This is a genomic window from Citrobacter sp. GW821-FHT07H02 (assembly GCF_059418505.1).
Genome location: NZ_JBWKPZ010000001.1, coordinates 166,053 through 180,130 on the forward strand (window position 1 = coordinate 166,053; position 14,078 = coordinate 180,130).

Sequence of the window (14,078 nt, forward strand, 5' to 3'; positions counted from 1 at the left end):
TGCGGCGAATAGCTGTGAGAATTTAAAACGGGAAGGCGATCAGTTCAACGTTGTCTGGCGTGACTTTTACCATCGAGCCTTCGTGGTGCCAGGCACCTAAAACGACACGAAAAGCAGGTTTTCCGTTAATAGTGAGTTCATGCACCGCCGGGCGATGGGTATGACCGTGAACCAACCACTGAACCTGATGTTTTTCCATCTCAGCCACCACGGCCTGCTGATTAACATCCATAATTTCCAGTGATTTACTGCTGTTGGCGGATTTGCTGCCAGCCCGCATTTTGGCGGCAATGCGGCTACGAATAAACAGCGGCAGGGCAAGAAACAGCGTTTGCAGCCAGGGTTTGTGCACTTTGGCGCGAAACGCCTGGTAACCGACATCGTCGGTACACAAGGTATCGCCATGCATGATCAACACGCGTCGGCCATACAGGTCAGGCACCTTTTCCTGCGGTAGCAGGGTCATGCCGCTTTCACGGGCAAAACGTTTTCCGAGCAGAAAGTCGCGGTTACCGTGAATGAAAAAACAGGGCACGCCGGAATCGACCACCGCTTTAATCGCCGCGGCTATTTCGTGGTGCAGGGGATTGGGATCGTCGTCGCCTATCCAGGCTTCGAAAAGATCGCCCAAAATGTACAGTGCGTCTGCCTGACGCGCTTCACCGGCTAAAAAACGCAGAAAACCGGCGGTGATCGCCGGTTCTTCTGTGCAGAGGTGAAGATCTGCAATAAACAGTGTCGCCACGATTACTCGCTGACGGTCACGTTTTCGACGATGACGTCTTCTTTTGGTACGTCCTGATGCATGCCGCTGCGACCGGTGGACACCGCTTTAATTTTGTCTACAACGTCCATGCCTTCAACGACTTCAGCAAATACGCAGTAGCCCCAGCCCTGCATGCTTTCAGCAGAGAAGTTCAGGAAGTCGTTGTCGACAACGTTAATAAAGAACTGGGCAGTTGCGGAGTGCGGAGCCTGAGTACGCGCCATTGCCAGCGTACCACGGGTGTTTTTCAGACCGTTGTTGGCTTCGTTTTTGATCGCCTCTTTGGTGTCTTTTTGCTTCATGCCCGGTTCAAAACCGCCGCCCTGAATCATAAAACCGTTAATGACACGGTGGAAAATGGTGTTGTTGTAAAAACCTTCGCGGCAGTAGTCCAGGAAGTTTTTAACTGTTTCAGGCGCTTTGTCATCAAAGGTTTTGATTACGATATCGCCGTGATTAGTGTGGAAAGTAACCATTTTTGCATCCTGTTCCGATATAGTGGTGCTTCGACCCAACGCTGGGTCACAGATAGTGGGGTGTTATAGCATAACCGTAAGACGGGATCATCTTGCAATGTGTGCTGATTCCAGTCTGAATTATGGGTATTATACAGACTTTATTATCCACACACGTCTATACGGAATCTTCGATGTTAAAAATCTTTAATACACTGACGCGCCAGAAAGAGGAATTTAAGCCTATTCATGCCGGGGAAGTCGGCATGTACGTGTGTGGTATTACCGTTTACGATCTCTGTCATATTGGTCACGGACGTACATTTGTTGCCTTCGATGTGGTGGCGCGCTACCTGCGTTTCCTCGGCTACAAACTGAAATACGTGCGTAACATTACCGATATCGATGACAAAATCATCAAACGCGCCAACGAAAACGGCGAAAACTTTGTGGCGCTGGTCGATCGCATGATTGCCGAGATGCACAACGATTTCGATGCGTTGAACATTTTGCGCCCGGACCTCGAACCGCGCGCAACGCACCATATCCACGAAATCATTGAAATTACTGAACAGTTGATTGCCAAAGGTCACGCCTACGTGGCAGATAACGGCGATGTGATGTTTGATGTCCCGACGGACCCGAACTATGGCCTGCTGTCACGCCAGGATCTCGACCAGCTCCAGGCCGGGGCTCGTGTGGACGTCGTTGACGTGAAACGCAACCCGATGGATTTCGTGTTGTGGAAGATGTCCAAAGAGGGCGAGCCGAGCTGGCCGTCACCGTGGGGCGCAGGGCGTCCGGGCTGGCATATCGAATGTTCGGCGATGAACTGCAAACAGTTAGGCAACCATTTTGATATTCACGGCGGCGGTTCTGACCTGATGTTCCCGCACCATGAAAACGAAATCGCCCAGTCCACCTGCGCGCATGACGGCGAGTACGTGAACTACTGGATGCACTCCGGCATGGTGATGATTGACCGCGAGAAAATGTCTAAATCCCTGGGCAATTTCTTCACCGTGCGCGACGTCCTGAAATACTACGACGCCGAAACCATTCGCTACTTCCTGATGTCCGGCCACTATCGTAGCCAGCTGAACTACAGCGAAGAGAACCTGAAACAGGCGCGTTCGGCGCTGGAACGTCTTTACACTGCGCTGCGCGGAACGGACAAATCCGTTGCTCCTGCGGGTGGCGAAGCGTTTGAAGCGCGTTTTGTTGAGGCGATGAACGACGATTTCAACACGCCGGAAGCCTACTCGGTATTGTTTGATATGGCGCGTGAAGTGAATCGCCTGAAGGGTGAAGATATGGCGGCGGCGAACGCGATGGCCTCGCATCTGCGTAAGCTCTCTGGCGTGCTGGGTCTGCTGGAACAAGATCCAGAAGCGTTCTTGCAAAGCGGCGCGCAGGCGGACGATGGCGAAGTTGCTGAGATTGAAGCGTTGATTCAACAGCGTCTCGATGCCCGTAAAGCGAAAGACTGGGCGGCGGCAGATGCGGCGCGTGACCGTCTGAACGAGATGGGGATCGTGCTGGAAGATGGCCCGCAAGGGACCACCTGGCGTCGTAAATAATCGTCTATTGCCGGATGCGCTGATGCGTGCCCGGCCTACAAAGTATGATCCGCTCGTAGGCCGGGTAAGGCGAAGCCGCCACCCGGCTTTTTAACGTCTACGCCACCACAACATTCCCATCACCACCACACCCGGCAACCACACCCACATCAACTCAGACAGCATCACCTGATGCCCGTACGGCGTGGCATAGCGTGAGAGTGCAAACGGTGCGACTTTGATCACCTGCCAGGGGGCAAAGAAGCGTTCGTCAGACCACGGCCACAACCAGCCGACGCCTTTTCCACCGGAGGTGACTGAATCCAGCAAACTGTGCGACAGCAGTGAAACCGTCAGGAACAGCCAACAGCGAACCAGCCCCGCCCTAAACCATCGTCGCCCGATCAGTACACATAAAAAGGGTATGACAAAGGCAAATAACAGTGAGTGGGTAAAACCACGATGGCCAAATACGTTGCCGTAGGCAATCCCAAACTTAAACGCCAGTACGTCGGCATCGGGCAGCATCGCCAGCACGATCCCGGCAAACAGCAGGCGAGGGGGAATAACCTTGAGGCCGAGGCCTAATCCAAGACAAAGAGGAACGGCGGCGTGGGTAACAATGGTTGGCATGAGGTTCGCTTCGTATGAAAAACAACATGCTAACAGTTTACTGTTTACTGTGAAGGGACGATGAAGTTAATTATCTGAAATATGGGGGAACTGGCCGGATAAGGGGTTAACCGTTATCCGGCAGCTGAGATCACGCGACGACGTTAATGTTGTGACCTTCATAGCTCACGGTGTGTCCCGCGACGATTTTGCAGCGTTTACGGGTTTCCACCGCGCCATCGACCTTAACTAAACCTTCAGCAATGGCTATTTTCGCCTGGGCGCCGCTTTCACACCAGCCTTCCAGTTTGAGCAAATCGCACAGCTCCACGTGCGGATGCTTGCCTAAAGAAAAATTCGCCATATTAATTACCTTGTGGATCGTGATATTCAACACACGCCTGCAGCGTGTTTTCGATAAGTGTTGCGACGGTCATCGGACCGACTCCGCCCGGCACTGGCGTGATGTATGACGCACGTGCCGCCGCATCGTCAAAGACGACGTCGCCGACAACTTTACCATTTTCCAGACGGTTAATGCCGACATCGATTACGATGGCGCCTTCTTTTATCCACTCGCCGGGAATAAATCCGGGTTTGCCGACGGCCACGATCAACAGGTCGGCATTTTCGACGTGATGACGCAGGTTTTTGGTAAAGCGGTGAGTGACGGTGGTGGTGCAGCCTGCCAGCAGCAGTTCCATGCTCATCGGGCGACCGACGATGTTGGAGGCGCCAATCACCACGGCATTCAGCCCGTAGGTATCGATATTGTAACGCTCAAGCAGGGTAACAATACCGCGCGGAGTACACGGACGCAGACGTGGCGCGCGCTGGCACAAACGACCTACGTTGTATGGATGAAAGCCATCCACGTCTTTGTCTGGCGCGATGCGCTCGAGCACTTTGACGTTGTCGATGCCCGCCGGTAACGGCAGTTGCACCAGAATACCGTCGATGGTGTTGTCTGCATTAAGCGTATCGATAAGCTCAAGCAGTTCCGCCTCGCTGGTGGTTTCAGGCAGGTCATAAGAGCGGGAGACGAACCCCACCTCATCACAGGCTTTACGCTTGCTTGCGACATAAATTTGCGAAGCCGGGTTGCTACCTACCAGCACAACAGCCAGTCCTGGGGCGCGAAGTCCGGCCGCTAAACGTGCCTGAACTTTTTGAGCAACCTCAGAGCGCACCTGCTGCGCAATCGTTTTACCGTCAATAATCTTTGCTACCATCAGAGAGAAGATTCCATCTGTTACGTTAAGTCAAAGGGGATGTGACTATTTTGTCAGAAGCGGGGCGCGCTGTCAGTTTTCGTTTGCGTATTTAGATGCGATCGTGGCGGTGTGACCTTCACGTTGTGGCCCAGTTTCAGGGTAAATGGCGGTGCATTTTTGTACGCAGGCTAATTAAATTTAACCTGGTCGAAACAATTCATCACCCTGGCATTTTGCGAATGAATCCCCCAAAAACCAGACTGTTATCTTCACCAGAACCCTTTTTTATATAAAAACATCCTGGAACCGTCCTATATCCCAATAAGAATTGGCTTAGGTCAATAAAAGGGTTTACGGGTATTTTTCATTTATTGAAATGTTTAATTTATCGCTGTGACGAATTGTCATATTCGTAAAGATTAATTAGTGAATCTGCTACTCAGGAGAGTTGGAGGAAAGATTAGCTAATTCTCTTTCGGAATATATCTTTACAGGATGCAGAGATAATTTGCCTGACATTTTATGTCGATATTGATTCAAACGGATCCCGCAGGAAGCCGGAACCGAATGTGTGTAATGCAAGGGAAACCCATGAAACTTAAATTAATGACCTCTTCTGTTATTGCTGGCCTGATGCTCGTTGCGGGCTCCGCTGTTGCGGCAGATCCGGTGAGTGTCAGCGGCGGCACCGTTCACTTTGAAGGTGAACTGGTCAATGCGGCATGTGCCGTTAGCACCCAGTCTGCGGATCAGGTAGTGACGCTGGGCCAGTACCGTACAGCCAGCTTTGCCGCAGTGGGTGACACCACGGCACAGATCCCGTTCAGCATTGTCCTGAATGACTGTGATCCCAGCGTAGCGGCGACCGCTGCGGTTGCGTTCTCCGGTCAAAGCGACCTGAGCAACGATGCCCTGCTGGCGGTCTCTTCCTCCGATAACAGCACAACGGCAGGCGGTGTGGGTATCGAAATTCTGGACAGCAAATCGTCTGCATTGAAGCCGGATGGCGCGACGTTCTCAACGGCTCAGGCGCTGGTAGAAGGCACGAACACCCTGCGTTTCTCTGCACGCTATAAAGCCACCGCAGCAAGCGCAACGCCGGGTCAGGCTAATGCTGATGCCACCTTCATCATGAAGTACGAGTAAGCGTTCAGGTTTGAGCAAGGATGACGCGTGCCTCAATGGATGAGGCAACACCGGGGATGATAAGGGATGTGGTTGATGATGAGGAAAGGCATGGCGTTGGCGGGAGTGCTCTGCGCGATGTCTGTCAGTGCGCATACGGTAATACTGGAGAGCGGACGTCTCCATTTGCGCGGAAAACTGGTGAACGGTGCCTGCACGGTAGCCTCAGAAAGTGAGGATTTACGCGTGCAAATGGGGCAATACCGTACGAATGCGTTTGCGGGCCCCGGCAGTTTCGCCCCTGTCAGTGTGCCTTTCTCGTTACGCTTAACGTCATGCAGTTCAGATGTTTATGACCACGTCGGCATTGCGTTTTCAGGCGTAACGCCAGTGGAAGACCCGCAGGTATTCCTTGCCAGCAGCGACGCCGGTTCTGCATCCGGAATCGGCCTTGCCTTATTTGATGAGCAACAACGGCAAATTATACCGAACGCATTGCCGCTCCATTACGCCCCTATTTTAACGCAAGAGATGACTTTCCATTTCACTGCTCGCTATCGGGCAATCTCGGAAAATATGACGCCGGGAAGTATTCATTCAGATGTGTGGTTTACGCTGGTTTACCCCTGATTTATTTCCGCGACGCTAATAAAACGCAAAAGGTATTTTTTGCCATGCTTACATTCATTAAATCAGGCCTTATTATTTTTATTGCCTTAATTTCTTCGTTTAGCGCACAGGCAGCGGGAGGCATCGCATTAGGTGCGACTCGCGTTATTTATCCGGCGGATGCGAAACAAACGTCGTTAGCCATTAGCAATAGCGACAGCAAAGAACGTTATCTGGTCAATTCCTGGGTTGAGAACAGCGCGGGTGTCAAAGAAAAAGCGTTTATCGTCACGCCGCCCCTTTTTGTCAGCGAACCCAAAAGCGAAAACACGCTGCGTATCATTTACGCCGGACAACCGCTGCCGACGGACCGCGAATCGCTGTTCTGGATGAATGTGAAAGCGATACCGTCGGTGGATAAAAACAACCTCGAAGGGAAGAACGTCCTGCAACTGGCGATTTTGTCGCGCATTAAGCTGTTTGTTCGCCCGGGCAATCTGCCGCAGATCTCAGAAGAAGCGCCAGGTCTGCTGCAATTCTCCCGTAGCGGCAACCACCTGAAAATCGCCAACCCATCTGCCTATTACCTCACGCTGGTCAACCTGAAAGTGGGAAGCCAAAAAGTGGATAACGTCATGGTGGCGCCGAAAAGTGACACCCAGATCCTGTTGCCTGGCGGCGCGCAGGGAAACGTGACGTTCCAGACGGTCAATGATTATGGCGCAGTGACCCCGGCCAAAACGGTTAGCCTGCGCTGAACCGTGAGAAAATGATGAAGAAGACAACGTATTTTCCCGGCCTGCTTCCGGGGTTTACGCCACATCTGACGGGGGTGGCGCTGTCGACGCTGGCGGCACTCTATCCCTCCTTAAGTCAGGGGGAAAGTTACTTTAACCCGGCTTTTTTATCATCAGATGCGGCATCCGTGGCGGATTTGTCACGCTTTGAGAAAGGCAATCATCAGCCTCCCGGCGTTTACCGTGTCGATATCTGGCGCAACGATGAATTTGTCGCCACCCAGGATATTCGCTTTGAAACGACAACGGTGAAGACCGGTGAAAAGTCGGGAGGGTTAATGCCCTGCTTTAACCTGGAGTGGGTTAAGCGGCTGGGGATTAACACCGCTGCCTTTCCTGCTTTGAGTCAGGAAAAGGACAACACCTGCATCAATTTACCGGAGGCGATACCGGGCACGGAAATCGCCTTCGATTTTGCTACCCTGCGGCTCAACGTGAGCCTGCCACAGGCATCAATGCTCAATAGCGCGCGCGGATACATCCCACCGGAAGAGTGGGATGAGGGTATCCCCGCGGCGTTGATCAACTACAGCTTTACCGGCAGCCGCGGAAACGACAGCGACAGCTATTTTTTAAGCCTGATGAGCGGTCTCAATTACGGTCCCTGGCGGCTGCGCAATAACGGCGCATGGAGTTACAACAAAGGCGACGGATACCACTCACAGAGCTGGAAAAACATCGGCACCTGGCTGCAACGCGCCATCATTCCCCTCAAGGGAGAACTGGTGATGGGCGACAGCAATACGGGCAACGACGTGTTCGACAGCGTGGGCTTTCGCGGGGCGCGGCTCTACTCTTCCGACAATATGTATCCCGATAGCCTGCAAGGTTACGCCCCGACTGTCAGAGGGATCGCCCGCACGCCCGCAAAACTGACCATTCGCCAGAATGGGTACGTGATTTATCAGAGTTATGTTTCGCCAGGCGCGTTTGCCATTACCGACCTTAACCCGACCTCTTCAAGCGGCGACCTTGAGGTGACGGTAGATGAAAAAGACGGCAGTCAGCAGCGCTACACCGTGCCGTATTCCACCGTGCCGCTTCTGCAGCGTGAAGGGCGAATCAAATATGATTTGGTGGCCGGGGATTACCGTAGTGGCAATAGCCAGCAATCGTCGCCGTTCTTTTTTCAGGGCACCGTCATCGCCGGGCTGCCACAAGGCTACACCGCCTATGGCGGGACGCAGCTGGCGTCGCGTTATAGCGCTATGGTGCTGGGCGCCGGACGAAATCTGGGCGACTGGGGGGCAGTGTCTGTCGACGTCACCCATGCGCGCAGCCAACTGGCGGATGACAGTACGCACGAAGGGCAGTCGCTGCGTTTTCTGTACGCCAAATCGCTCAATAATTTCGGCACGAACTTCCAGCTTCTGGGCTATCGCTATTCCACCCGGGGGTTTTACACCCTTGATGATGTGGCGTACCGCAGCATGGAAGGTTACGAATATGAATATGACAGTGAAGGCAATCGCCATGAAGTGCCGGTGGTGCAGAGCTATCACAATCTGAGCTACAGCAAAAAAGGGCGTTTCCAGGTCAATATTTCACAGAATCTGGGGGATTACGGCTCGCTGTATGTTTCTGGCAGCCAGCAAACTTACTGGAATACGTCGGAAGCCAACAGCTGGTATCAGCTTGGCTATGCCAGCGGCTGGCAGGGCATTAGCTATTCCCTCTCGTGGTCGTGGAACGAATCCGTCGGCATTTCCGGCACCGACCGTATTCTGGCGTTCAATATGTCTGTTCCGTTTAGCGTCCTGACCGGACGGCGTTACTCGCGTGATAACGCGCTGGATCGTACCTACGCCACCTTCAACGGCAGTCGCAACAGCGATGGGCAGAACAGCTGGCAAACCGGTGTCGGCGGTACGTTGCTGGAGGGACGCAACCTGAGCTACAGCGTGAACCAGGGACGCAGCAGCACCAACGGTTACAGCGGTAGCGCCAGTGCGAACTGGCAAGCCGCTTATGGCACGCTCGGGGTGGGCTACAACTACGATCGCGACCAGCATGATTACAACTGGCAGCTTTCTGGCGGCATGGTCGGGCATGCCGACGGCATTACCCTCAGCCAGCCACTGGGCGACACCAACGTATTGATTAAAGCGCCAGGGGCTGAAGGGGTGCACATCGAAAACCAGACCGGGATACAGACCGACTGGCGTGGCTACGCGGTGATGCCCTATGCCACGGTGTACCGCTATAACCGTGTGGCGCTGGATACCAACTCCATGAATAACCACACCGACGTGGAAAACAACGTCAGCAGCGTGGTGCCGACGCAAGGGGCGCTGGTCCGTGCGGCGTTTGAAACGCGCATTGGCGTACGCGCGATGATCACGGTGAAACAGGGGGACCGGCCTGTTCCGTTTGGCTCCGTTGTCCGTGAGACCGCCAGTGGCGTTACCAGCATGGTCGGCGACGACGGGCAAATCTACCTGAGTGGATTACCGCTGAGCGGTGACCTGCTTATTCAATGGGGGGAGGGGGCGAACTCACGCTGCGTGGCGCACTACGCCTTACCGGAAGAGAGCCTGAAACAAGCGGTCACGCTGAGCAATGCGACCTGTGAACGCCCGTCGCCATGAAAGGAAAAAGAAGATGAAACGACATACAGGATTATTGCTGGGTGGCGCTGCGTTGTTGCTGGCACACCCGGCATTGGCGACGGTTTGTTATAACTCAAACGGTACGCCGACAGATGTTTTTTACGATCTGTCGAATGTCTTTACCAGCAGTAATAACCAGGTGGGGCAAGTCGTGACGCTACCGGAAAAGTCAGGTTGGGTTGGCGTGAATGCCACCTGTCCTGCCGGGACCACGGTGAACTATACCTACCGCAGCTATGTGAGCGAACTCCCCGTACAAAGCACGGAAGGCGGGTTTCAGTATCTGAAACTCAATGACTATCTGCTGGGGGCCATGAGTATTACGGACAGCTATGCGGGGCTGTTTTATCCGCCCCGCAGCTATATCCGTATGGGGACGCATCCCAACGTTTCAAAACAGAAACCTTTTGGGGTGATGGATTCAAAGCTTATCTTCAAACTGAAGGTGATTCGTCCCTTTATCAATATGGTGCCGATTCCCCGTCAGACCATGTTCACGGTCTATGTGACGACCAGCAACGGCGATGCGCTGAGTACGCCGGTTTACACCATCAGCTACAGCGGCAAAGTGGAAGTGCCGCAAAGCTGCAAAGTGAATGCCGGAGAAGTGGTGGAGTTTGATTTCGGCGATATTGGCGCGGCGTTGTTTAGCAAAGCGGGTGCGGGGAATCGTCCGGAGGGGATCACGCCGCAAACGAAAACGATCGCCATTAAATGCACCAATGTGGCGGCGCAAGCCTATTTATCCATGCGCCTGGAAGCGGAGAAAGTGTCGGGGAAAGCGATGGTCTCTGATAATCCTGACTTAGGGTTTATCGTGTCGGATGGCAGCGGCGTACCGCTGACCCCCAACGATCTGGCGAGCAAAATTCCGTTTCGCCTTGATGATAATGCTCAGGCGAATGTCGGGATCCGCGCGTGGCCAGTGAGCGTGACCGGAAGTAAGCCCACGGAAGGTCCCTTCACCGCGCGAGGGTATCTGCGCGTGGATTATGACTAAGGAGAACGCATGATGATCCGGCTCTTTTGTGTCATGGTGTGTAGCGCGCTGATCAGTCCGTTTTGCCTGGCAGAGTCATCGCTGGGGGAGATCAACATTGAACTGCGCGGGAATGTGGTGGATTTTACCTGCGCGGTCATTGCCGGTGACAGCAATAAAACGGTTGAGCTCGGCAGCTGGCCGACGAAACAGCTGCGCACAACGGGGGACACGACACAGCCGGTCCCCTTTAGCTTAAAACTGGAAGGTTGTCCGCCCGGTTCCGCCTCAATGACGTTTTCTGGAACGCCCGCGCCGGGAACGTCGCTGTTGGCACTGGACGATGCGGTGATGGCGCAGAAGGTGGCGATTGAAATTCGCGACAGCGGTAAAACCCGGTTGCCGCTTGAGCAAGCCAGTCCGCCGGTCAGTATTGATGAAAACGGCAATGCGACGCTGACCTTTTTTGCCAATTACATCGCATTAGCCGACGGCGTTCAGCCTGGCAGTGCAAAGGCAGATGCGACATTTATGATTAACTACAACTGAGGTAACGCGTTCTCAGCACTCCCGAACGATGTCTCGCCGGGAGTGTTATTACAAGAGTTCGTGTACTTTGGCGTAATCAATAAGCTCCACTATTGTGTTCAGACCGAGCTTAGAAAAAATGTTGGCTTTGTGAGCGCTGATGGTTTTGTTGCTGAGTAAGAGCTGCTCTGCGATTTCTTTATTTGATAATCCGTTTGCCAGATAACGTAAAACCGTGACCTCGCGGTTTGAGAGCGGCATATCATTTAGCTCTCCTTTTCGCATGTTAATATTGCTGATGAAATTAAGCGTATCCGAAGGGAAAAAGGAATATCCCGCGAGGATCATTTTTACCGCATTATAAATGTCGTTCAGATCTTTTCTTTTGCTGACAAAACCATTCGCGCCAGCCCGGATTGCCCGACCTGCATAAAAAGACTCCGATTTTGACGATAAAAACAAAACCCGCGTGTTTTCCTGTATCGATTTGATCCTCTTTAGCAGCGTAAAGCCGTCCGTACCAGGCAGTTCGATGTCCAGAATAACGAGATCCACGGGGTAAGTGCGCAGATAATCGATCGCTGTGCGATTGTCATCGGTTTTCAGGACAACCTGGATATTGTTATTTTTTTCGAGAAGCACTTCTATCGACATTCTGACAATAGGGTGCTCGTCCATAATAATAACGGATGCTGGTTTCATTGTTGTATGCCTCAGACTGTTCGTGCGTCTTGCATTTGTAGGTAAATGGGACGTCGTAGATATTGTCAAATAGCCAGAAACTCTCCCCATGAAATAAGATCATGGCAAATGCAATGACATCCCTGTTAGCTGGCTATTTTGCGTAAGAGCAATGAGTGTGTGGAATATCCATTTCGCACCAACAAAAGAAATTTAATTTTTAACCAAAGAACAGGAATGATTATACCTGGTCTGTTTTTTCGGAAAAGGCTTATAGAACGGTCATCGCCCCAGTCAGTTACAATATTCTGCACGATTTAGGCAGCTTAACAGTCGCTGGAATTATTGTCTTAAGGTTTGCCTTATCGTGGGTTAAAGTGTTTTTTTAAATGTAAAAAACAAAACAAAAAACCAATTGTTTAACGTGTGTTATGTGTGATTATGCTGTTTTTTCAGAAGGTAAAATAAAAAACCCCTATAAATTAAGCGTTTTTCGAATATTGCTGGCGTAGGAGAATACCAGGAATAGTTGTAAATATTAATTTTTTGTGAAAAATTTACATTTAGTCCGTATGTAAAATAAGTAATTTCTTAAAAATTCTTACGGCATAGTGGCTTAGGGTGTTAAATTAAGTGAAGAGAAGTAATGCTGAGACGATGAATCAGATGCAGTAAACTTTGGCGATGGGGAAGTTCTAGCCGTGCCGTCAGGCGATTAATTCGATAGATTACCCGATGGTATGGCGTATTTTGCAAACGGGCGATTGTCTTTAATGTAACACCTTGCGATAAGGCCGAAATTATCGCCCAGTCGGTGTGGCTGAAGATGTCTGGCTGGAGAGAACCTTCTGGCGGGGATAATAATGCCTTGCGCAGAGAGGGGAGATCCTGACGGCGGGACAGGATATGGAAATTCCCGGCCATTCGCATAAACTGAACCAGGCTGGCGTCTTTACCAGAAACCAGAAGATAGATGTGAATCTCGTTTCGCTCGCGAATAAGCAGGCGTAAACGCTCGAGCGTTTCATAGCAGGAAATCGCCAGCCCTTCCATATCGATCACCAGTTGGCGAAGGTGTGATCCTTCAGGTCTAAGCGAAGGGGAATCGAGCGTGCTGAATACTGCAGTGCGTTTACCGGAAAAGAGATAGCGGTTGAGCGTATAGCCCAGATAGCGATCGGTCGTCACAATCGCTTGTGAGAAGGCGCTGTCCGGCAACGCATAATTGAGTCTTTGATCCAGATATTCAATCTGGTCAACGACCTGTTGTGTTGTCCGGGAGGGATTGCGTGTGCAACTGGCGTTCCTTAAACGACGATGCCGTTCTCTGCGCATCCTTTCTTTTTCCGTTTTTTACTTTCTATCCGGCAAAAGCGCTGGCCATAAATATCCCTGACCCAGGTCTGCGCCAGAGCGATAGGCAATTTCCTTTTGCTGATGATTTTCAATACCTTCAATCAGTACAGCCGTTGCAATGTTATACCCCATAAGGACAACCTGATGCAGTTTATGAGGGGATGCGCTCAACGCCCAGAACGCATTCTTATCCAGTTTTATGCCGCTCAGACGCCAGTTTGCGGCAGCAAATGTTGCGATTAATGACTCATCGACATCATCCAGCCACACCGGGATACCATTTGCTTCAATATGCTGAACTTTTTCATATAGCAGAGATCGTTGTGACAAATTGAGGGCAAAAAATGCCTCCGGGTCCTGGATTTCAATAATCACATTCGGCGGGTAGAGTGCCATTGCCAAATTAAACAAATCCCAATGCAGCAGCGCATTCATCGGGAGGTTAAGGAAATACCAACGGTCCTGGGGATAATGCGCAATAGCGGTGAGTTGCTGGAAAAAATGCGCCAGCAGACGTTCAGGCGGAAGTTCGCCAAAAAAATGTTCAGCATTCCCGGGGGGGTGAAGTTGTGTTAACACTTCATAGCCGAACGTTTGTGCAGAAGACAGATTAACAATCGGTTCTAGCTTTAACCTAAATTCGGAGTGAAGGGCACGACCTGTATTGGTGGGAAAAGCAGTATAGCCGAAATTACTGTCCTGTATTGACGGGCTCTTTGCCACAAAGCAGCTCCTGTAAACAGAGTCAACGCCGCTGGATATCTCCGGCTCCTGAATATTTCAGTACA

Annotated in this window: 15 protein-coding genes; 7 read left to right on the forward strand and 8 right to left on the reverse strand. The window is 51.8% G+C overall.

Going from position 1 to position 14,078, the window contains the following annotated elements; genetic code table 11:
* Positions 1-22: 22 nt before the first annotated feature.
* Both lpxH and ppiB read right to left on the reverse strand, forming a co-directional pair.
* Positions 23-745: a UDP-2,3-diacylglucosamine diphosphatase gene (gene lpxH / locus AC07NP_RS00770; RefSeq protein ID WP_494659276.1), complete on the reverse strand. Its 723-nt coding sequence runs from the start codon at positions 743-745 to the stop codon at positions 23-25.
* 2 nt (positions 746-747) lie between these two features.
* Positions 748-1,242, reverse strand: a complete 495-nt coding sequence (gene ppiB / locus AC07NP_RS00775) for a peptidylprolyl isomerase B (RefSeq protein WP_203358602.1) — start codon at positions 1,240-1,242, stop codon at positions 748-750.
* 173 nt (positions 1,243-1,415) lie between these two features.
* Between ppiB and cysS the strand changes: the two genes are divergently transcribed.
* Complete coding sequence (cysS, locus tag AC07NP_RS00780; protein WP_494659277.1) at positions 1,416-2,801, forward strand: cysteine--tRNA ligase; 1,386 nt, start codon at positions 1,416-1,418, stop codon at positions 2,799-2,801.
* A 90-nt stretch (positions 2,802-2,891) separates the two neighbouring features.
* On the opposite strand, the gene AC07NP_RS00785 is transcribed toward cysS, so the two are convergent.
* The 3 genes from AC07NP_RS00785 to folD form a co-directional block, all read right to left on the reverse strand.
* On the reverse strand, positions 2,892-3,413 hold the full coding sequence (locus AC07NP_RS00785) for a metal-dependent hydrolase (protein ID WP_494659278.1): 522 nt from the start codon (positions 3,411-3,413) through the stop codon (positions 2,892-2,894).
* Positions 3,414-3,543: 130 nt separating this feature from the next.
* A complete protein-coding gene (gene ybcJ, locus AC07NP_RS00790) occupies positions 3,544-3,756 on the reverse strand; it encodes a ribosome-associated protein YbcJ (RefSeq protein WP_494659279.1) in 213 nt (70 codons plus the stop codon).
* A gap of 1 nt (position 3,757) precedes the next feature.
* A complete protein-coding gene (folD, locus tag AC07NP_RS00795; RefSeq protein ID WP_203358599.1) occupies positions 3,758-4,624 on the reverse strand; it encodes a bifunctional methylenetetrahydrofolate dehydrogenase/methenyltetrahydrofolate cyclohydrolase FolD in 867 nt (288 codons plus the stop codon).
* Positions 4,625-5,197: 573 nt separating this feature from the next.
* Between folD and fimA the strand changes: the two genes are divergently transcribed.
* The 6 genes from fimA to sfmF all read left to right on the forward strand — a co-directional run bounded on the left by fimA (position 5,198) and on the right by sfmF (position 11,274).
* Positions 5,198-5,752 carry a type 1 fimbrial major subunit FimA gene (gene fimA / locus AC07NP_RS00800; protein ID WP_203358598.1) on the forward strand — a complete coding sequence of 185 codons (555 nt, stop codon included), beginning with the start codon at positions 5,198-5,200 and terminating at the stop codon, positions 5,750-5,752.
* Positions 5,753-5,827: 75 nt separating this feature from the next.
* Positions 5,828-6,361 carry a type 1 fimbrial protein subunit FimI gene (fimI, locus tag AC07NP_RS00805; RefSeq protein WP_494659280.1) on the forward strand — a complete coding sequence of 178 codons (534 nt, stop codon included), beginning with the start codon at positions 5,828-5,830 and terminating at the stop codon, positions 6,359-6,361.
* A 44-nt stretch (positions 6,362-6,405) separates the two neighbouring features.
* Positions 6,406-7,098, forward strand: a complete 693-nt coding sequence (gene fimC, locus AC07NP_RS00810; RefSeq protein ID WP_494659281.1) for a type 1 fimbria chaperone FimC — start codon at positions 6,406-6,408, stop codon at positions 7,096-7,098.
* 14 nt (positions 7,099-7,112) lie between these two features.
* Complete coding sequence (locus tag AC07NP_RS00815) at positions 7,113-9,725, forward strand: fimbrial biogenesis usher protein (protein WP_494659282.1); 2,613 nt, start codon at positions 7,113-7,115, stop codon at positions 9,723-9,725.
* A gap of 13 nt (positions 9,726-9,738) precedes the next feature.
* Entirely contained in the window at positions 9,739-10,746 is a 1,008-nt protein-coding gene (gene fimH / locus AC07NP_RS00820) for a type 1 fimbria D-mannose specific adhesin FimH (protein WP_494659283.1), read from the forward strand.
* A gap of 9 nt (positions 10,747-10,755) precedes the next feature.
* A complete protein-coding gene (gene sfmF / locus AC07NP_RS00825) occupies positions 10,756-11,274 on the forward strand; it encodes a fimbria assembly protein (RefSeq protein WP_494659284.1) in 519 nt (172 codons plus the stop codon).
* 48 nt (positions 11,275-11,322) lie between these two features.
* On the opposite strand, the gene fimZ is transcribed toward sfmF, so the two are convergent.
* The 3 genes from fimZ to AC07NP_RS00840 all read right to left on the reverse strand — a co-directional run bounded on the left by fimZ (position 11,323) and on the right by AC07NP_RS00840 (position 14,013).
* Positions 11,323-11,955, reverse strand: a complete 633-nt coding sequence (fimZ, locus tag AC07NP_RS00830) for a fimbria biosynthesis transcriptional regulator FimZ (RefSeq protein ID WP_203358593.1) — start codon at positions 11,953-11,955, stop codon at positions 11,323-11,325.
* A 603-nt stretch (positions 11,956-12,558) separates the two neighbouring features.
* Positions 12,559-13,269, reverse strand: coding sequence for a fimbria biosynthesis regulator FimY (gene fimY, locus AC07NP_RS00835; protein WP_494659285.1), 711 nt, complete (start codon positions 13,267-13,269; stop codon positions 12,559-12,561).
* Between the two features lie 18 nt (positions 13,270-13,287).
* Positions 13,288-14,013 carry an EAL domain-containing protein gene (locus AC07NP_RS00840; RefSeq protein WP_494659286.1) on the reverse strand — a complete coding sequence of 242 codons (726 nt, stop codon included), beginning with the start codon at positions 14,011-14,013 and terminating at the stop codon, positions 13,288-13,290.
* Positions 14,014-14,078 lie beyond the last annotated feature (65 nt).